Source organism: Tangfeifania sp. (assembly GCF_055108615.1).
In genome coordinates, this window is the sequence record NZ_JBSQIC010000001.1 from 71,958 (window position 1) to 92,473 (window position 20,516).

12 protein-coding genes are annotated in these 20,516 nt (G+C 44.9%); 3 read left to right on the forward strand and 9 right to left on the reverse strand.

Annotated elements, in window-relative coordinates; all coding sequences use genetic code 11:
• Window positions 1–324 carry a heavy-metal-associated domain-containing protein gene (locus ACTCNA_RS00370; RefSeq protein WP_462945905.1) on the forward strand — a complete coding sequence of 108 codons (324 nt, stop codon included), beginning with the start codon at window positions 1–3 and terminating at the stop codon, window positions 322–324.
• A gap of 199 nt (window positions 325–523) precedes the next feature.
• Window positions 524–724: a hypothetical protein gene (locus ACTCNA_RS00375; protein WP_462945906.1), complete on the forward strand. Its 201-nt coding sequence runs from the start codon at window positions 524–526 to the stop codon at window positions 722–724.
• Window positions 725–900: 176 nt separating this feature from the next.
• Here the strand turns inward: ACTCNA_RS00375 and bglX are convergent, their stop codons facing one another.
• From bglX to ACTCNA_RS00415, 8 genes are all read right to left on the reverse strand, one after another.
• The gene (bglX, locus tag ACTCNA_RS00380; protein ID WP_462945907.1) at window positions 901–3,177 is read right to left on the reverse strand and encodes a beta-glucosidase BglX; all 2,277 of its coding nucleotides are present in this window, start codon (window positions 3,175–3,177) and stop codon (window positions 901–903) included.
• 145 nt (window positions 3,178–3,322) lie between these two features.
• On the reverse strand, window positions 3,323–5,122 hold the full coding sequence (locus ACTCNA_RS00385) for a family 43 glycosylhydrolase (protein WP_462945908.1): 1,800 nt from the start codon (window positions 5,120–5,122) through the stop codon (window positions 3,323–3,325).
• Window positions 5,123–5,126: 4 nt separating this feature from the next.
• On the reverse strand, window positions 5,127–7,541 hold the full coding sequence (locus tag ACTCNA_RS00390; RefSeq protein ID WP_462945909.1) for a glucoamylase family protein: 2,415 nt from the start codon (window positions 7,539–7,541) through the stop codon (window positions 5,127–5,129).
• A 98-nt stretch (window positions 7,542–7,639) separates the two neighbouring features.
• Window positions 7,640–8,392, reverse strand: coding sequence for a 3-keto-disaccharide hydrolase (locus ACTCNA_RS00395; protein ID WP_462945910.1), 753 nt, complete (start codon window positions 8,390–8,392; stop codon window positions 7,640–7,642).
• A 10-nt stretch (window positions 8,393–8,402) separates the two neighbouring features.
• Complete coding sequence (locus tag ACTCNA_RS00400; protein ID WP_462945911.1) at window positions 8,403–9,821, reverse strand: glucoamylase family protein; 1,419 nt, start codon at window positions 9,819–9,821, stop codon at window positions 8,403–8,405.
• A gap of 100 nt (window positions 9,822–9,921) precedes the next feature.
• Window positions 9,922–11,670, reverse strand: a complete 1,749-nt coding sequence (locus tag ACTCNA_RS00405) for a LamG-like jellyroll fold domain-containing protein (RefSeq protein ID WP_462945912.1) — start codon at window positions 11,668–11,670, stop codon at window positions 9,922–9,924.
• Window positions 11,671–11,785: 115 nt separating this feature from the next.
• Window positions 11,786–13,318 (reverse strand): RagB/SusD family nutrient uptake outer membrane protein, encoded by a 1,533-nt coding sequence (locus ACTCNA_RS00410; RefSeq protein WP_462945913.1) that lies wholly within the window; start codon window positions 13,316–13,318, stop codon window positions 11,786–11,788.
• A gap of 11 nt (window positions 13,319–13,329) precedes the next feature.
• Window positions 13,330–14,934: a SusC/RagA family TonB-linked outer membrane protein gene (locus tag ACTCNA_RS00415; RefSeq protein WP_462945914.1), complete on the reverse strand. Its 1,605-nt coding sequence runs from the start codon at window positions 14,932–14,934 to the stop codon at window positions 13,330–13,332.
• Window positions 14,935–14,971: 37 nt separating this feature from the next.
• Between ACTCNA_RS00415 and ACTCNA_RS00420 the strand changes: the two genes are divergently transcribed.
• Entirely contained in the window at window positions 14,972–17,707 is a 2,736-nt protein-coding gene (locus tag ACTCNA_RS00420; protein WP_462945915.1) for a triple tyrosine motif-containing protein, read from the forward strand.
• Window positions 17,708–17,711: 4 nt separating this feature from the next.
• Here the strand turns inward: ACTCNA_RS00420 and ACTCNA_RS00425 are convergent, their stop codons facing one another.
• Window positions 17,712–20,504 (reverse strand): hypothetical protein, encoded by a 2,793-nt coding sequence (locus tag ACTCNA_RS00425; protein WP_462945916.1) that lies wholly within the window; start codon window positions 20,502–20,504, stop codon window positions 17,712–17,714.
• Between the last annotated feature and the right edge of the window lie 12 nt (window positions 20,505–20,516).

The window sequence follows — 20,516 nt, forward strand, 5'->3', positions numbered from 1 at the left end:
ATGTCAAAATTTATTTTAGTTGTTTTTTTAGCCCTGTTTTTCGGATGCCAGTCGGGCAGCAAAAAGCAATCTGCTGGCGAAGGCCAGAAAAACAGTACAGCTGCCGTAGTTGAAAAAACCATTAGCATTGGCGGAATGCATTGCGATATGTGCATGGCTTCAATCGAAAAAGGAATTAATCAACTTGAAGGGATTGAGTCGGTTACAGCCTGCTTGAACGACTCAATTGCTGTTGTGGTTTTTGATGAATCGAAAGCCAGTCTCAATCAAATTGAAACAGAAATTGAGAAAAGAGGCTACAAGGTTAAAGCGGTATCTGAATAAGAGCTTTTCGGGAAATTAATTTTTGTTTTTTTATTTTTTTCAAAATTTGACGCTTTCTTACTTATGTTATTTCTACTTTACTAAAATAGAATACGTTTAATTATTAGTTTATATGCCTGATTATTAGTATATTTAAGTCATTATTAATCATCTCTGATCATTTTGACAATGAAGCCAAAACGAGCAGAGAAAAAAAAATATGTTGATACGTGCACGTGGAGGAGCGATTAAAATCAAATTTTATCGCATTAAAAACGACCCCACAATTGCCGAAAAACAAAAAGAATTTCTCAAAGAAAAACAGCGGATTGCCAAGGCAGCCGTTAAGTTGATTGATGATGGCGACACCATTGTACTGGATTCAGGATCAACAACCTATTGGCCCCGTCTCAAATATTGACATGGTTATCACAGATTCAGGGATAAAAGAAGAAGAAAAAACCAGGCTTGAGAAAAATGAAGTGAAAGTGATAGTAGTTTAATATTTTTTCAAACCTCTGTTCCGTATAGCAACATCCGAAGTTTCCCGGGATTTCATCTGTTCTTTCCAGATGAAATCCCTTACTCGAAAACATCTTATTCCCAAACGAACGAAGCTTCTTTCACCTCGTCGCTGCTGCTGCCGATAAACAGGTTGAAATCACCCGGTTCGGCCACAAAATCCAGGTCGTAATTGTAAAATTTCAAATCTTCTTCGGAAAGGGTAAAACTGACTTCTCGCGATTCTCCGGCTTCCAAATGTATTTTTTGAAACCTTTTGAGTTCCTTCACCGGGGGAGTAATACTTCTGACCACATCGCGAATGTAAAGCTGCACCACTTCTTCCCCATCGTGATCACCTGTATTTGTAACGTTTACGGTTGCCTCCAGCGTTTCTTTTTCTGATATTTTTGATTTATCCAGGGAGATATCGCTGTAATCGAATGTTGTATAGCTCAATCCATAACCAAACGGGAAAAGCGGCGAATTGGGTGAATCAAGATAATTGCTGCGGAATTTCTGGAATTCATCACCATCCTGCGGCCTTCCGGTCGTCCGGTGACGGTAGTAGATGGGAATCTGTCCCACGTTTCGCGGGAAAGTCATGGTCAGTTTTCCCGAGGGATTGTATTCACCGAACAACACATCGGCAATGGCATTTCCGGCTTCCACGCCCGGGTGCCAGACTTGCAGAATGGCATCAGCCAGTTCATTTTCTTCTTCCAGCGTTAACGGGCGGCCGCTCATTATCACCAGCACCAGCGGTTTCCCGGTTTCGGCCAGGGCACGGATGAGTTTTTTCTGGTTTTCAGGCACATCCAGGTTTGTCCGGCTACCCGATTCGCCGCTCATTTCAGAAGCTTCGCCCACAACAGCGACTATCACGTCCGCACGGCGTGCAGTATTAACTGCTTCGCGCAGCATCACTTCTGGCGGGCGTTCGTCAATGTCGATACGTGTTCCAAAAACATTCACTTTTTCAGCAAAAACCGGGTCGTCGGAAATGTTGGCTCCTTTGGCATACGAAACAGTTACCTCATCACCTGCAACATTTTTTATTCCCTCCAAAACCGGCACCGAAAGCTGCGGATCGCCGGTGGGCGCCCAGGTTCCGAGCATATTATTTTTATCATTGGCCAGTGGGCCAATCAGGGCAATTGTACCGGATTTCTTAAGCGGCAACACCTGATTATTATTTTTCAGCAACACAAAAGAACGGGCGGCTGCCTCCCGCGCAAACTGCCGGTTTTCTTCGGTTAAAATATCCCGTTCGGGGCGGGCATCGTCGAAGTAAAGATAGGGATCGTCGAACAGACCCAGTTTGTATTTCGCCTCCAAAACCCGACGGCAGGCCAGGTCAATGTCCGCTTCCGTCACTTTTCCTTCTTCCAGCGATTTTTCCAGAGTGGTTAAAAAACCTTCGCCCACCATGTCCATGTCGAGCCCGGCTTTCAGCGCCAGTGCCGAAACGGCCTGCAAGTCGCCCAGTCCGTGGGCAATCATTTCGTTTACTGAAGTGTAGTCAGAAACCACAAATCCATTGAATCCCCACTTTTCGCGCAGAACATCTGTTAACAGCCATTTATTTCCAGAAGCTGGCACACCGTCAACATCATTAAATGACGACATGACACAACCTGCCCCTGCTTCGACTCCCGCCTTGTAGGGAGGCAAATATTCGTTGAACATCCGCATCCGGCTCATATCCACAGTATTGTAATCGCGCCCAGCTTCCGAAGCGCCATAAAGCGCTAAATGTTTTACGGTGGCCATCATGGTGTTTTCCCGTTTCAAATCATCTTGCTGATATCCGCGCACCATAGCTTTGGCGACTTCCGAACCGAGGTACGGATCTTCCCCGGCACCTTCGGCCACACGGCCCCACCGGGGATCGCGGGCAATGTCAACCATTGGCGAGAAGTTCCAGAAAATACCGTCGGCAGTGGCTTCGGTAGCAGCTACACGGGCAGTTTTTTCAATCAGTTCCATGTCCCAGCTGCACGATAAACCCAACGGAATGGGAAATGTGGTTTTGTACCCGTGAATCACGTCGGCACCAAAAATCATGGGAATTCCCAGCGCGCTTTCTTCCACAGCCATTTGTTGTGCCTGCCGCAGTTTATCCGGTCCGTAAATGCCGAAAATTCCACCTACCTTCCCGGCTTTCACTTTTGATTCCACATCGGTGCTCACCACCGACCCGGTGGGAATTCCCCCTCCGGGTGTTATCAGGTTCAATTGACCAATTTTTTCCTGAATGGTCATCTGGCTCATCAAATCGCTGATAAATCCATCCATTTCAGATTTTTCTTCCTGCTGTCCGCACGATATGAATAGTACAAAAGCAACTGCCCACAACATTAACTTCTTCATAATTATCTGATTTTTATTTAATTCCTTCAAATTTTTTTAAACCAATATTTCAACACGCCGAAAATCATTTTTTTACCCTGCCCCCAAGAAAGTGGTGAAAATGATTTTCTTTTTTGCCATTATAGTAAAAATAACCTGTTCATCTTCATTCAATTTCTATAGTTTCCGTTTTTTCTGATATACCGTTTTCGTTAAACGCCTCGATGGTAAAATAATAAGTTGTGTTTTTATCCAGATTGCGCATCAGCAATTCGGTGTCATCGTAAATTAGCCACGAAAGGTAAAGCTTATCGGGAGCAATTCCCCAGCGGATGTTGTAGCCCTGCGCTCCTTTAACCGGACTCCACGAAAAAGTAGCATTTCTGCGGTCGGTTTCACGATTTACCGTAAAGCCTTTAACCTGTGCCGGTTTTTTGTCGAAACCCAATCCAAACACCCTGATTTCGGACATGGCCAGATTAGGACCCGGCACTTCAACATTTTTATACCTTACAAATTTGCCCTCCACCGGCTGGCTGAGCGCAATGTATGCATTTGGCGAATCTTTCCAGCTGTTGCTCCGGTCAACCACCGTTTGCCAGGTTTCGCCATCTTCTGAAACTTCGATGGTGAACCTGTGCCGCAAGCCATCAACGCGCGTATATATTCCAGATTCATGATCATGAAAATTCAACTGAAGCGCATAAATCTTTCCAGGGGTCAGCATTTCAATCTCCACCCACTGCTTATCGTCGTTGGCTTCTGCCACCCAGTAGGATTTAGGACTTTCGTCGGTCAGCAACTCCGAAGTAATTTCACCTTCACTGTTCCTCACCAGCGGCATCTCAGTAATATCGTAATCATCATCGGTTGAAGTACTTTTTCGAATCTGCATTTGCGAAGATGAAACCGTGGTTTTTCCTTTGTAAGAGAGCAGCATCCAACCGTTATGCTGTCCGGCTTTTGTGGGATGGCTGGGTACAAACCGCGGATAATCGCCGTAATGCGTATCGGAGTGCATCAGTCCTTCTTCATCAAAATAAGTCGGAAACATACACAAGCGGCGCTCCCAGTGCGAGTTGGAGGCCAGGGCCATTGTTGCAAAATGCCAGTACTGTCCGTTGGTTTGTTTCACTGTTACCCCGTGCCCGGCACCGTTGGTAAAACCTCCCGGTTTAAAACTCATCGGGTTGTTTTTCATGTAGGTAAACGGGCCAAGCGGCGATTCTCCAATGTAAACACCATCGGCATACACATTGAATTGCGTACCGGGCGCGGCATACTGCAAATAGTATTTCCCATCGTGTTTCGTCATCGATGCGCCTTCCATGTAACCTTCCTTTAAAGTAGGATGGAAATTGTTTTCGCCAAAACGTTCCCAGCCATGTTCTTCTTCCACCAGGTTAATCAAATCTTTTTTCACCCCGGTTTCCAAAAACCGATCGTCTTTGTTCAGCTCCTTAACCCGAATGGGATGTACATTCGACGACCCCCAGTACAACCAGGTTTTGCCGTCGTCGTCAATGAACAGTTCAGAATCCTGGATATTATTAGTGATGGAAGCGGTGGGCATCCATTTCCCGCTTTTCGGATCATCGGTATAAAGAATACTCCCGTAACCGGCCGGATCGCCGGCAAAGTAAACCACCGAATCTTTGTAATTGAATGCCGTTGGCGCGTTGCTTCCTTCGAAAAACCATTGTTCCGGTTTAATAAACTGCCAGTTGACCAAATCAGTTGAGTGCCAGTATCCGAAAGAGCGGGTGACAAACATGTAGTATTCACCCCGGAACTCAACAACTGCCGGATCGGCTCCCGAACGATATGAAATATTCCGGTTCGAATTGTAAACCATGTAGGTGTAATCAATATCGAGCGGGTTGCAGTAGGTTTGCGGAATTAGCTCCTGCCCGAAAGCAGAAATACCTGTGATTAAAAATAATGCTGCAAAAATTCTTTCCATCATTTATTTAGTGTTGAATCAGCAGTTTTGTGTTGAAAATAGTATCTCCGTCGGTGAGTTCAACAATATAAAACCCGGAGCCAATTCCCGAACAATCTACTTTAAATTCCTTAGCAGGCCAGGCAAATTCTTTTGTAAATATAGGCTTCCCGTCGAGACCTGTTATTCTTACGGTAATTTTTTTCTTCTGAAAAGTTGAATTCAAACTGATATAAAAATAATCCTTAGCAGGGTTCGGATAGACATTAATTTGATTATTATCCAAAATACTATTTACACTTGTTGGATCTTTGTACTCAAACCCCAGTTTATCGAGGCCGGCTTGCACATCGGAATCTTTCATCACGGCATTCCAGAGCAAACCGGTGCGGTGGTTTTCCAGCATCACCACAATAGGCCCCTGGTCGATTCCGAGGTAGGATTCAGCAACCCAGTTGAAATTATCGTTAAACGCATCGTAAAATCCATATTTTCCAAATAAATCGGTGCCCCGTTCGCGGTAAAAATATTTCAGGGCTTTCATTGTTTCTTCGGGCGTGTAGGGCATGCTGGACAGCGCAGCCGTCGGGCTGATGGTCCCGTTGTCGTTGTGCATCGGCTGGTGGGCTGTGTATCCGTAAGGATCGTCGCTGGAGGTGAGTCCCCAGTTTTTATCGCTGTAATTAGTGTGCCCTCCCGGATTTTCCACCGCATACGCGTGATGAATTTTTGCCGTGTTCACGTGTTCCTGCCAGTAGTCGGCATATTTGTCGGATAAACCATGCGGATTGATGCCGAGGTGTGAATAGTGAATCCAAAACAGCGGGCCACCCCAGTCGGGCGACAACCGGATTTCATGGCCGTAAAATGTACGCGGGTTTACCATGGCACCGTTGCCCGCCCAACCCTGATCGTAAACCACTTTGGGTATTTCGTGTGTGGGCGATGAAGCGGCCATTACATAAGTTACCAGGCACTCGTTCCAGCCGGTTACTTTCATGTTTTTCTGAAAGTTGATGTTGGGCGACCAGTGCCAGAAAAGCACATTTTGCCCGTTGCGGTACCAGTCCCAGTCGATTTCTTTCCAAAGTGCATCGGCGGTTTCCCGTATCTGCACCGATTTTTCATCCGTTCCGGTGAAGTGATTTTTTAAGGCAATCAATCCGGCAGCCACGTATGACGTTTCCACAATATCGCCACCATCATCGTCTTCTGTAAACGGCTGTGTTTGGTAGGTATCGGCATTGTACCAGTGCGACCATGCACCGTGGTGGCGTTCGCAATTTTCCAGAAACTCCAGAATTTTCAGGATTCGGTCTTTGATTTCTTCCTGCGGTTTATATTCCCGTTCGTGGGCGACAATCATTGCCATCAGCCCCATTCCGGTTGCCCCCGAAGCGGCAGTGCGGCCATTCCCGTTGGAGCGTTCCAGTGCCATGCCGGTGGCCTGGTGTGCCCCTTCCCAAAAGTAGTGGAAGGAGTAACGCTGCACCATTTCCAACAACTCGCCGTCGGAAAAATCCCGGATTTCAGCAGAAGTTTCCACCGCCTCCGATTCCATTCCCTGGAACAGCGTGGCTACCCGGTAGGTTACGGTGCTGTTCCGTGCATTCTGCGGCACAAAATCGAGGTAAAAATTTTCAGACGTTTCGGCGCGGAGTTCAAAATTCGCTTCGCTATCAAACGAGGCGTAAATCCGGTATGCCAAATCTTCCACGGGTGAATCCCAACTCAATTCGGCGTGGCTGTCGTAGCCGGTGGCAGTTAAATTTTCCACTGCAGGAATTTCGGCCATACTTTTGTAAGCCGAAATTTCATCAATCAGAATCAATCGCGATGTTCCGTTGCTTTCCGACTGGTTAAAAATGATGCCTTTTACTTTGGTAAAATCGAGGTCGCTGCTTTCGCTGTCGGTAAAAAGTACGGAAAGCGGAAATTTTACTTTTATCCACTCATTTGCGGGGATATTTTCGTTGTAATTTTCAAGCGAAAAAAGCTGCGAGTTTACATCGCCCGATCCACTTTGATTTACTGCCCGGAAACCAAGCAAAGGCATTGCTGAGGCAGAAAATTCATTTTCAGAAAAAACATAAAAGGCCAGTGAATCCAAACCGGAAATGTCGGCAGTTGACCAGCCGGACCGGTAAATAGTTACCCGCCAGTTGCCGTTTTCAGCCGAAGTGTAGTTGAATTTCAGTGAAGTGGAACCTTTGTAAGCGGTTGTCGAGCAGGGCACTTTATCGTTGTATTGCGGCAGGCCAGGGGGATAAGTGAACTCAAATGTACTTTCACCCAAATTACTTTTATCTACCACACCCTGGTCATAAAACGTATTGTTTGTCCCTTCGGTGAAAAAAAATACTTCCTGGCTCTGGCCTGCAACAGCAAAAAGCAATAAAAAGACCAGGGGGAAAAACCACTTCTTTTTTTTTATATTCAACATTTTCGCTTTCTTTTAATAAAAAATCTGCAAAATCAGGCCAGATTCTGAAACAAGATCAGAATGACTTTTTCAATAAGTATTCAGAGAGTAAACATGACTTACAACTCCTTAATCCAAATGTTACGAAACTGCACCAGGCTTGAAGCGCCCCTGAGTTTTCCGGTTTCAGGGTTTATTCCGCCATGGTGCTGCAATCCTAAAGGACCTGCAACATCCAAACCGGGATAGAGAGCGTTGTCAATCACTACAATTCCGTTATTTATCACCGTAATGCGGTTTCCTTTCACCGTAATATCGAAGGCATTCCACTGACCTACCGGTTTGTCGGCATTTTCAAGCGGCACGGCACCGGCGCGTACTTCAGCGGGAAGTGACCGGTCGTTTCGCACCGACCACAACTCACCGGAGCCCACCGACCAGCACCAAAGGTTTGTCTGTCCCACACCTTTCAGAAGGATGCCGGAATCGGAATTCGGGCCTAACGGCTCGATAATATCACCATTCTTATCGCGCAAATACTCGCCGTTCGGCAGAATAGTCGGCAGCGGGAAAAGATGATCGCCGTAACCTTTAAAGCGCCATTCCACGTGCAGTTTGAAATCCTTGTATTCCTTTTCGGTCCACAGATTTTTATCTTCTTCTGCTTCCGATTGCGCATCGTAATCAATCACCCCGTCGATAACCGACCAGTGACCGTTATCCCCTTCCGGGATTTTCCAGCCGTCGAGATTTTCGCCGTTGAATAAGCACGTGTAACCTTCCGTTTCAAAATAACTTTCGTTCTGTGCGAAGGAAATTCCTGAAATACTCATCAGGAAACAAATTGTCAAAAGAAAATTTAATTTTTTCATCGTATTGAGTTTAATCGAAATGCGGACTATTGAATCCGAGTTTTTTCAACCCATTTTGTACATCTTCATTCTGCATAAACAAATCCCACAACAATCCGGAGCGGTGGTTTTCAATCATCACGGGTACCGGTCCCTGATCGATGGCCAGGTAGCGTTTCGGGTACCATTCGTACTCTTCGCTGAATGCATCGTAAAATCCGTACTTGCCAAGGATTTTATCTCCCAAATCCTCGTAAAAATGGCGGATGACCGGCATCACCTCATCCGGTGCATACGGATAGGATGAAAGCGCTGCTGTTGGTGAAATAACGCCCAAATCGAACGACGGGCGGTGACCGGCATATCCTGTTTGATCGGAATTTCCTGGTTCGGGTTTTTCATCGGTTTGCCCCCTGAAATACTGCGCTGCGCCCGGGACAGAATAACTGGAAGTAAGCCCCCAGCAGTTTTCGCCATAACCTTTGTAACCGTTTGGATTTTCGATGCAATGCTGCCGGTTAATCAGGGTATGTGCCACATTGTGTTCCCAGTAATCGGCATACTGGTCGGTTAAACCGCGCGGGTCGAGCCCCAGATAAGAATAATGTGCCCAAAACAGCGGCCCGCCTTTTTCCGGGTCGGCATGGTGTTTCAAACGCAGCGTATGCCCCCAGGTGGTGTTTTCCACAGAAATAGCACCGTTTTGCGCCCATCCTTGGTGGTAAACCTCGGACTTAACGGGGTGCGTTGGAGAGGATGCCGCCAGGATGTAGGTAATCAGGCATTCATTGTAACCTGTAATTTTGTGGTTCATTTCCCAGCCCACGTTTGGCGACCAGTGCCAGTAAAGCGCGTTTTCGCCACGGGTGTACCATTTCCACTCCACTTCGCACCAAAGTTGGTCGATTTTAGCTGCCAGTTGCTGTTCTTCGGTATTTCCATCTTTAAAATATTCTTTTACCGCCAGCAACCCCTGAATGAGGAATGAAGTTTCCACCAGGTCGCCGCCGTCATCATTTTTGCTGAAAGGTTTCACCTTTCCGGTTTCGCCGTCGAGCCAGTGAGGCCAAACCCCGTGAAAGCGGTCGGCTTTTTCAAGAAAATTTACAATTTGCTGAAAGCGTTCAAAACCCTGTTGCCGGGTAATAAAACCGCGTTCAATACCCACCAGGATGGCCATGAGGCCAAAGCCGGTTCCGCCAGTGGTTACAATGTGTTTATCGTTTTGCGGGTAAACCCCATCGGCATGAAACCGTTCGCGGGCCAGGCCGGAGTTTGGTTCGGTGCCATCCCAAAAATACTGAAAGTAACGGTACTGAACAGAGTCGAGCAGTTGCTCGTCAGTTAAAGAAACTGCACTTTTTTCCTCTTCCCCGCTTTTGTTTTGTTTTGATTGCCCACAACTTGCTGCCAAAAAAAGTAGTAAACCAACAAATATTATATTCTTCATAATTTCTTCTAAAAAATAAAAAACTGCCCGACATTTGCCAGACAGTTTTTCAAAACTATTAATGAAACTAAACTACCCTGGCCATTTTCCGCAATAAATCTTAATTCTCTGCATCAATAATGGCCTGTATCTCTGTTTGCGAGAGTGCTTTGTTAAACAATCGGAGTTCGTCAATCAGGCTTAAATCTGACAAGTGGCCCCATTCGGAAAACCGCGGAGCACCCGAACCGATGGAAAGAATATCACAACCGGTCCAGTCAATCCCACCAAAATCACCTTCGCTAACCACTTCCCCATCGATATAAACGGTGGCATGGTCAGGTGCAATAGAGAAGGCGAAATGAACCCACTCGGCTGTTGAGGGGTCAACATCGGCATTTTCGCCGCCATCGAACCAGGATTCACCATCGCCGGTACCAACATTTAGCTTGAACCTTTGATTTCCTGCCGCATCTTCACGGAAGAACCGGAATCCTTTGGTACGGTCGTTTTGCATTTCCGGATAATCCGGATGGTCGGTGTGTTCCGGTCCGGCAGTGAGAATTCCTGCGCGGTCGGGTTCTGCATTAATTTTCATCCAGAATACGGCGCTGAATTCTTCACTTGTCAACCCGTCGGTGGGGAATGTAAGGTAAGATTCGGCGGCACCGGCATAAGCCTGCCCTATTTTCCCTTCAGCAAAACCGGGTGAACCAACTACTGAGGCCTCTGAGTCGGATACCAGGTCTTTGTTATTTCCTTCAAACGGCATATAGAAAACTTCCCCGTCGTACTTGGGTTCGTAAGGCATATCATCAAAAATGATCTGCTGAATTTCGGAGACGGAAAGCGCACGGTTATAAAAGCGCAGTTCATCAATAAAACTTAAATCTGACAGGTGATCCCAGTAACTGAAGGTTTCACCTCCTGCGCCAATGGTAATATCATCGCAGCCGGTCCAGTCAACCGGAGCTTCCATGGCAGCCGTTCTCACAGGTACCCCGTCAAAATACATCACATTTTCAGTTGGAGTAATAGTGATAGTAACATGCACCCATTCACCAGCTGTTGCATCGAGGAATCCGCCGTCGTTCCAGCTTTCGCCCGAACCATAACCAACATTCAGTTTCAATTGCTGACTTTCAGCGCCGCCCTCGCGGAACAAACGGAATCCCTGCTGACGGTTTTCGGGCTCAGCGCCAATGCTTAAAATACCTGCACGGTCGGGTGAAGGATCGACTTTGTACCAGAATGTGGCACTGAACTCATCACCTTTCAGGTCTTCAAACGGGAACGTGAGGTAAGAATCGGTTGCGCCCTGATAGGCGTTTCCACCCAGAACGCCTTCGCCTGCAAAACCGGGATTGCCCACTTTCGCAGCTGTCTGGAAACTTATCAACTCCATGTAATCGCCGTCGAATGGCATATAGAATGTTTCGCCCGCGTATTTCGGAGTGTAAGGTGAAACTTTTTCAAAATTAATTGAAGCGGTGGTGCTTTTGCCATCCAAATCGGTGGCGGTAATTTCCAGCACATGGGCCCCGTTGGTTACATTGTCGTAAACCAGTTCATCCACCAGCCGGCGGTAGTCTGTAAAATCGGTATATTTCTGAATTTCAGTGCCGTTTATTTTTACTGAAACCGTACTTAGTTCAATATCGTCGGAAGCTTCAAAACTGATGGTAACAGGAGCAACCGCCTCAGGTACTTTTATCTGGTACCCTTCGGCCGGCGAATTGATTGTAACTACCGGTGCATTTTCATCAGGTCCCGGTTCTACTTTCGATAAATCATCGATATAATTCTGATCGCATGCACTTATAACAATAAGCGCCAGTGCAAAAACTATAATTTTATTTAAGGTTTTCATCTCATTAAAATTGTTTATTTCATTTGTATTCGATGTAACTCTCAATGAATTTTAATTCTTCTTGTTTATGAATTTGAAGAATGAAAATTCATGTTCGTTTCATATCTTATCTTTTTTAGTCAATTCCTTCTTCCAGTTGTGGTAACTCAGCAATTTGATCTGCCGGAAATGGGAAATAAGCTTTGTCCATTGTAAATGTTTTGCCTTCGTGGCTCAATTCAGCAGTGTTTTCAGTCCTTACCATATCGTAATATCGAATACCCCATTCTGTAGCGAGTTCGGCAAATTTTTCGTCGAGCACATCCTTTGTTGATACGTTGGACAAATTTGTAAGTCCGGCCCTTGCCCGCACCAAGTTCACTGCCTGATCTGCTGTTAAAGACGCACTACCTGATGCCCCTCTGGTCAGCGCTTCGGCATACATCAGCAGCATTTCGGAATAGCGGATAACGATGAGGTTTTTGTTGCTTCCGAAACCTGTCCTTCCGGGAATAAGTTCAGTGGAAGGCTGAATAAATTTACCGCTTGCAAAATTCAAACGGGCATTGTTGTTGAATACATCGCCTTCGCGGTTGGTGTTGGTTATCCACTCCGGTATGTCTCCGTATTCATTTTGCACTTGTGTAATGCCATCGGGAGTAAACACCACGGTGGTTTCGAGGCGTACGGTTTCACCGCGGTCAAGCATAAATTCGATGTACTTCATGGTTGGTTCATAAAAACCCCAACCTGCTCCGGCCCCTTCTACTTTGGGAGTCCATCCGCCAATTCCAAAAGGAGCAAAAAGGTGGTTGAAACTATCGCCTTCCCCCTGGCCAAAGTCAGAAAACTGAAATTCAAGAATGATTTCATCATCCAGTTTCCCGGCTTTTTTAAAGAGGTGGTAAAAATCATCTGCCAGTTGATATTCACCAGAACTGATGATTTCGGAGGTTGCGTCGGCCACTCCCTGGTAATCTTCCAACTCCTGATAGGCCAACGCCTGAAGCGCATAGGCTGTATAGCTGGTAATTCCACCAGGTATGTCAGGACGTTTGTTTGGGTTTATATCCGGCAGATTGGGAATTACTTCGTCCATTTCTCCCACAATGTATTGCATTACTTCCGCTTTGGTGCTCAACGGAGTATTCTGAATATTGTCCAGTTCATCAATTACAATACAACCTCCGAAAGCCCGCGCCAGGTTCAGATACAAATAAGATCGGATTACCCTGCATTCAGCCAGATATTGATCTGCCAGTGCATCGTTGTTTGCAGCCGGCCTGTACTTTTCAATTTCATCCATTGCTGTAAAAACATTCACAATGTCGTTGTAATGCCCCTGCCACAGTGTATTTAGGTTCCACTGGCTGGGGAAATATTTGAATTCATCCTGTTCCTGCATGGGAACCTGATTGCCGGCGGCATTTACATCATCACCGCGGATTCCGAGGGTTAAGGGTTCTTCCCAGCCGCGGGTATATAATCCATGATAAGCCCCGAGTAAAGGAAGGACCATATTTTCGCCATTTGAATAATCGACATCACTTGTAAATGTTTCATCTTCAAAAGGTGTATCCAGCTTTTCGGTACATCCAAAAACCGTTGCCATTAAAAGCGCTGCAATAATTACAGGCAAATTATATTTGAAACTATTTTTTACTTTCATCTTTTTCAATTTTAGAATTTAAGATTAAGTCCTAACGTATAAACTGCGGGTACCGGATAAAACTGACGATCGATTCCATTTGGAACCTCCGGGTTGAAGCCGTTATATTTGAACAGCGTCAGCGGCCTTTCGGCGGTAAAATAAATTCTTGCATCCGGCATGCCCTCACCAATCAGTTCTGCTCCTTTAAGGTTATAACCTAACTGCACATTCTGAATTCTGAAAAAAGCGCCATCTTCCAAAAGGTAATCGCTGAAATTCTGGTTCCAGCCCCTGCGCAGCCCGGAAGCTGAAGGGTATTTATTGGAAGTGCCTTCGCCATTCCACAAACCATCGGCCAAGTCGGCATCGATGTTTGTATCGTTGGTCCAGATAATTTCTCCACGTTTCCGGTTCAGGATTTTATTCCCGGCCTGCCCCATGATGTTCATGGAAAAATCAATGTTTTTGTAGGTCAGCCCCAAAGAACCTCCGTAGTTGAAAGTGGGAATGTATGAACCCAGAAATACTTTGTCGTCATCATTCAGCTCGTCGTTATTATCCTGATCCCTGAATTTGAAATCGCCGGGAACAAGGCCGTTTGCAGAGGCAATGGGATCGTTGTCAATTTCGGACTGATTCTGATAAATTCCTTCTACCTCGTAGCCGTAGAATGACATTAGCGGTTCGCCCACCTGTGACCTTTGGCGGAACTCCGCTGAACCTCCATTGATATAGGATTGCCCGTAAAGGTCGAGTACCTCATTTTTTAAAGTTGAAAAATTGGTGCCAATGGTGTAGGAAAAATCATTGGAAATTTCTCCATTCCAGTTCAACACCATTTCAAGCCCCTGGTTACGGATGGTTCCTACATTTCTTAACACACTACCTGCCTGAAGTTTGAGGCTTACCGGGATGGCAGCGTTTTCAGTGTCGCGAACGTAGTAGTCCGATTCAATACTCAAACGGCCATCGAACATTTCAGCGGTTAAACCTACATTGGTACCTGTTACAGTTTCCCAGCCGAGGTAGCCGAAAGTGCTGGTAGTAACCGAACCGTTCACCTGGGTATCGTCGATAGCCAGATAAACCGGGTTGGTTGTGTTGGCACCGTCCTGCCGGGCAATTTTATCGTTTCCTAATTGTCCCCATCCACCGCGCAGCTTCAGGTAATCAATTAAATCAACGCCCTGAAAGAAGTCTTCCTCAGAAACCACCCAGCCCAGACCAAATGCCGGGAAAGTACCCCATTTTTCCTGGTATTTTGAAGTACCTTCCTGGCGGAGGGTAACATAAGCAATGTACCTGTTCTTAAAATTGTAGGAAACCCTTCCGAAATAGGAAATCCCATAAAGTCTTTCTGCATTATCGTCAGCTGTTTTGGATGACTGGGCCCGGGACTGGCCGATGTACCAGGAATTTTCATTCAGCGGGATATCTTCAGCATAACCGCTTAAGTAATCGTACCATTCATCGCGGTATGAAGTACCAGCCATGGCCGTTAAATTATGGTCGCCAAAACTATCGGTGTAAGTAAGTGTATTGTCCAGAAACTGATTTACAATAGTAGTACGGGAAGATGAGATTGTAGAAAGCGTCCTGTTTGTAGAATTTGTAATATAATATGGTATTCCCACATTCCGGCCTTTAATAAACGTTAGGGAAACATTGTAATTGGTTTTAAATTTCAGCAAAAAAGAGTACCAGGCAGCCAACCAAAACTGGTCGGTTGATGCCAGCCCCAACGGATTTATGTATTTTGCCAACCATTCCGGCCTGCTCGAATTTGATGGCACAAGCTGGGTACTTTACCGTTTGCCTAACCAAACCATTCTCCGGTCAGTACGTGTTTTCAACGACAGCACAATTTTTACCGGCGGCTATCGCGAAATTGGCTACTGGCAGGCCGACCGGAATGGAAAGCTGAATTACACCTCTCTTAACCACCTGGCCAGGGAATATATGGGCAACAACGATGAATTCTGGAATATCAGCTTTTTAAATGATGCTGTATATTTTCATTATTTCACCAAAATTTTAAAGTACCAAAACAATAAAATTACTCCCGTTGAGCTGCCCGGTTTTGTAACCTCAATGAACCGCGTGGAGGGTAAAATTCTAATTGGGGCCAGAGACAAGGGCGTTTACACCATTTCAGACGAAAAAACGGAACCGTTTATTACCGATCCTCAACTTGAAAACGCAATTATCCGGTTTATCATTCCCTACCCAAACGAGCAAATTCTTATCGGTACTTCATCAGATGGGATTTTCCTTTGGGATGGACAGCAACTGAAGGAATGGAATCAGCAATGGAGTGATTATTTCAAAAGAAATGAAGTGAACCGGGCACATATCAACAAAAACGGGCATCTGATTATCGGAACTATTATTGACGGAATTGTTGTTTTCGATGAAAACGGACAACAAATTTCGGGCTATAATACCTCCAACGGATTTCAGAACAATACCATTCTGGATATTGCTACCGATATATATGGAAATGACTGGTTTGCCCTGGACAGCGGGATTGATTTTATCTCTTACGAAACAGGAAGTGGCATTGAATATGAAACCATTCCGGGAATTGGCAGTATTTACGATTTAGCTGTTTTTGAAGACAAAATTTACCTGGGAACCAACCGCGGATTATTTCACAAAAAATTACAGAACGACAGAGACAATTACACTCTTGCTCCTGAAACGAGCGGGCAGGTTTGGGATATCAGCGACATCGACAACCAGTTATTTGTAGGTTTTAACCAAGGGGTGCTGGGCATTAAAAACAACGAAATCAACCTGATTTCCAGCCAGGCGGGTGGTTTTTCAATAACCGAAGATCCCTTAAAACCAGGCAGGTTAATTCAATCGACCTACTCGAGCCTGGTAATTTTCGACAAAGTTAATTCTAACTACAGGCAAACGGGCACCATCAACGGTTTTTATGATCTTATCCGGTATATAGAATTCGACCATCGCGGGAATTTGTGGGCCAGCCACATGCACCGCGGAGTATACAAGCTTCAGTTAAACAGTTCGCGCGACAGTGTTGTAAGTATTCAATATTACGGGAAAAATTCAGCTTTTGAAAAAGACCATTCCATCCATGTTTTTAAAGTTGAAAACCGCATTGTATTCACTACCGAAGAACAACTTTTCACCTATAATGATTTAAATGACTCCATAGTTCCCTACCACTTATTGAATGAAAAACTCGGGGAATTTACAGCGGCACACCGGATTGTTCCGGCTCCCAATCATCATTACTGGTTTATTACCAAAGAAAAAATCGGGCTGTTTCTAATCCGTGAAAATGAAGCAGAACTGCTAAAATCTATTCCCAAACAAGTTTTTGCCCCCTACGAGATGATTGATGGTTTTGAAAACATTGTACCATTGACAGCCACTAAAGCAATCATTTGTTTCGAGAATTGCATAGCCTGGTTCGATTTATCCCAGACCGATTCGCTGACTGAAATAGAAAATTATGCTCCGCAACTACGGGAAATTACACTGACCGATAACCAGGGAAAACAACGAACAGAAAGCATCAAATCCAGCCTGGAAGTTAAATTCAGATTTAACAACATACAAGTAAAATATGCTTTCCCGCATTTCACACACCGGCCTATCCGGTTCCTGGCATTTTTAAAAGGAATTGACCAAACATGGTCGGAGGAAAAAGAAGTTCCGGTTTTCAGTTTCGACAGGCTGCCTGCCGGCGAATACCAACTGCTGGTTAAAGCTGTTGATTCGTGGGGAAATGAAAGCATGCAGCACAGCATAAATATAAATATTCTTCCTCCCTGGTATTTAAGCAACTACGCAAGAGCGGGTTATATTTTGGCATTCATATTCCTGGTGCTCGGGCTACAGGTTTGGGGAATCAGGCGGACACGCAAAAAAGAACGCCGGCGGCTTGAAAAAAGAGAACAGGAATTGATAAAACTCCGTAACGAGAAACTCCGTAACGAGGTGGAACACAAAAGCAAAGAGCTGGCCAACTCCACAATGGCTATTGTGAAAAAGAACGAGTTCCTGTTAAAACTGAAACAGTCTGTGACCAACCAGAAAGAACAACTGGGAACGCGGTATCCCGACAAATACTATTTGCATCTCATAAAAAAAATCGACGATAATATTTCAAGTCACGAAGACTGGCATCTTTTTGAAACTAACTTTGAACGTGCGCACGAACAGTTTCTGCATAAAATAAAGGAGAAGTTCCCTGAATTAACTTCCAAAGATTTACGGCTTTGCGCTTTTCTGCGTATGAACCTGACTTCGAAAGAAATTGCCCCGCTTTTGGGCATTTCGGTGCGCGGAGTTGAAAACCACCGCTACCGGCTACGCAAAAAAATGGGACTGGAACACGATGACAGCCTGATTGATATGATACTGGAATTGTAGTTTTTCAATTCAATGAATAATTGTACAATTTGCCACCTTCGCTACCCACAATCAGGCTCAGCCCGGTGTCGTTATCCGATAGTTTGCCAATACTAAACTCTGTATTTCCCTGAAGCGGGAATCCCTCGTGCTGCTTTCCGTCAGTATCAAAAAGATGAATCCTGTTGGCAGCGGCTTCCACAACACCCACTTTTTTAAGGTCAGGGCCAAACGTGTAAATATTAGGCGGATAATTTAGCGGATTATCAAATTTTTTTGAAAACTGTTTTTTACCGTTTTCATCCATCACAACGAGCTGGTTGCCATCAACAAAAACAAAATCAGGAACAGTGTTTCCATCCAGGTCGTCCACAATAAAAAAGTGCTCTTCGCCAAAACTGTCCGTTTTCTTTTCTTCGTGCTGCCCGTTAAAATAAATATAATGCACCTGTCCGGTAACATCAGTAGTAACAATTTTAGGTGTTCCGTTTAAATCCAGGTAAAGCGGGTTTTTTGAGTTCTCGAACCAGGCCGAAGTTTCAACCCGCGTTTCGCCGCGGCGGTTCTGGATGTACACTTTCGTTTCATCTTTAAAAACAATGTAGTCCCTGTTATCGATCCTGAAATACTGAACAGGAGTTGTTACTGTGCTTTCGGTTGTTTCAAAAACCCAGCCCGATAAAGCACTTGCCGTTTTATCGTACGCTACCACTTTCCTGTTTGCGTGGGCGATAAAATAGCGGTAGTCGCGGTTATTGTAATAATCGAACACATTTACGCCATTGGTGGCCGGCGATTTAAACTCAACCGGGAAATGCGCCACGTTGTTTCCTTCCCTGTCAACCAGGTACAGTTTTTCTTTGGTATTGAAAAGGTATTGCAGCTTCCCGTTTTCGTAATAATCAACCTGGTGAATTTCGCCCAAAACAGGCCCCGAAAGCGGAATGCTCCATCGGATCCTTCCTTCGCCGGTTAGCTGGAACAAATTGTTTTGTTCGTCCTGAAAAGCTATTTCACGATTGGCAACATCGTTATGATTGGTAACCAACCGGGGTTTTAACCTGATATTGTGCCCAATTGTACTTTGCCATACCGTTTGCGCCTGGTCTCTTGCATTGGGGTTGTAATCAATAACTACTGAATTGGCAAACAACTCTTTATCCTGTTTTATCTGCCAGCTCACAAATCCAAATTTCCGCAGGCTTTCGTTCTTTTCTTCCAGGGTCTCCAACATTTTATCGGAAAGTAATTCGTTTCCCAAACCAAAAGCCCGGTTTAAATCCACATACACATTAATGTTTGCCCGGCTTGAGCTTTTTTGCTTAAACCGCTGAAAAGTAGTATTATTTGTTAACCCTGCACCAAGTTCCATACTGCGCAAATACTCCCTCAGGCCACGTTCAGTATTGCTGAAAACCATGAAATTACCGTAGAATGCAACGTAGTTTGCGTTGGCAATCCCAAACGGGCTCCCCAGCCAAATGCCCGGGAATGACGGATACGGGAACCGGTAAACAGGATAACTGATTTCTTCATTCACTGAATATTCCATTTTCATTTCTGCCGGCTCAATATTGTTGCGCGTTGCGTAATTGGTCAGTAATTTATTTAGCTGCTCTTCTGCAGCCTGCTGGTTTTCAGTTTGAAGTATAAAATAAACCGTTTTGTTTTCCGGATCAACCGGGATTGTGGTAGTGGCTACAACTATTTCATTTTTGACCATGTCCTGCAATTCATTTTTAAAAACAGAGCGGGTTCCCCTGTCGAATCGTTTCATGCGCTCTTCGCGGGTGTAATAAAAATCGGAATAGCTAAAATAATTGTCGAGGCGTTTGAAAAACTCATCTTTATCAGAAAACGCATAGCTGCAAAAAAAGGAAGTATTTTGAGGAAGCGCGTTTTCGGCCTGAAACCGCACAGTTTGCTGGTCGTTAAAAACCGAAAGGAAATGCCCCAGTGAATCATCGGCTGCTGCGGTGCCACTTAGTAGTATGTGATCGTCACTGAATTGAAAATCAAATTCGGTCCACTCCGCAAAATTTTTAAACGCTTCCAGCCGGTGGCGTATGTTTTTGCGCTGGGTTTCACCAAATTCATCTACCTCTGTTTTGGTTCTCCCATTGAGCAGCTGGCCTGCATAATCAGAAAAATACTGATGATTAATGTACAAAGCAACATCGGCCTGCGATCCGGCAAATTTATTTACTGCCCGAAAATACCGGCTTTTAAAAATTCCATCGGTAACCAGTTGCCTTATGGACTGTTCAACTGAAATTGACTTTGTGCCAATCAAAAAAACATCGCCTGCAAATGAATAGAATAAGGGCTCATTCTCAATTGCACTTCCGATTTCAGTAATGGTATGTTTCCCGTATTTTTTTTCTGAATAAGAAAATTTTCCTGAAGGATATAAATGATGTATGAGATTTTCGAATGCTTTTTTGCGGTTATTTCCTTTTGCCCCGGTAATAATCAAAGGTACCAAATCATTTCTTCCGGCAAATGGAAATGAGAGGACAAAAGATGTGTTTCGCAGATTAGCGGGAAAATTGTCGCTGTTTTGAATGAGCGTGTCTAAGTTTTGAGTAAGCTGAAAAAAACGGGGCCAGATTTCTGCTTCTTCAAGTTCGTCAATTGCCGGATTCCCGAAAGGGACAGATTTAAGCGAATTAAACTCCAGAAAAAAAGGTGAAGTAACCGGTACGGCTTTATACAGCGAGGTGTCTTTCGGAAAAATTATTTCTTCTCTCGAAAAGTACAGGAATCCTGCAGCTATAGCCAAAATAACAATTACGACAATTAATAAACCTTTCTTCATTCTAATTTGTGA

What these genes read in the sequence shown, in the direction of transcription:
- ACTCNA_RS00370 (WP_462945905.1), top strand. Translation starts at nt 1, where the DNA reads ATGTCAAAATTTATTTTAGTTGTTTTTTTAGCCCTGTTTTTCGGATGC.
- ACTCNA_RS00375 (WP_462945906.1), top strand. Translation starts at nt 524, where the DNA reads ATGTTGATACGTGCACGTGGAGGAGCGATTAAAATCAAATTTTATCGC.
- bglX (WP_462945907.1), bottom strand. Translation starts at nt 3,177, where the DNA reads ATGAAGAAGTTAATGTTGTGGGCAGTTGCTTTTGTACTATTCATATCG.
- ACTCNA_RS00385 (WP_462945908.1), bottom strand. Translation starts at nt 5,122, where the DNA reads ATGATGGAAAGAATTTTTGCAGCATTATTTTTAATCACAGGTATTTCT.
- ACTCNA_RS00390 (WP_462945909.1), bottom strand. Translation starts at nt 7,541, where the DNA reads ATGTTGAATATAAAAAAAAAGAAGTGGTTTTTCCCCCTGGTCTTTTTA.
- ACTCNA_RS00395 (WP_462945910.1), bottom strand. Translation starts at nt 8,392, where the DNA reads ATGAAAAAATTAAATTTTCTTTTGACAATTTGTTTCCTGATGAGTATT.
- ACTCNA_RS00400 (WP_462945911.1), bottom strand. Translation starts at nt 9,821, where the DNA reads ATGAAGAATATAATATTTGTTGGTTTACTACTTTTTTTGGCAGCAAGT.
- ACTCNA_RS00405 (WP_462945912.1), bottom strand. Translation starts at nt 11,670, where the DNA reads ATGAAAACCTTAAATAAAATTATAGTTTTTGCACTGGCGCTTATTGTT.
- ACTCNA_RS00410 (WP_462945913.1), bottom strand. Translation starts at nt 13,318, where the DNA reads ATGAAAGTAAAAAATAGTTTCAAATATAATTTGCCTGTAATTATTGCA.
- ACTCNA_RS00425 (WP_462945916.1), bottom strand. Translation starts at nt 20,504, where the DNA reads ATGAAGAAAGGTTTATTAATTGTCGTAATTGTTATTTTGGCTATAGCT.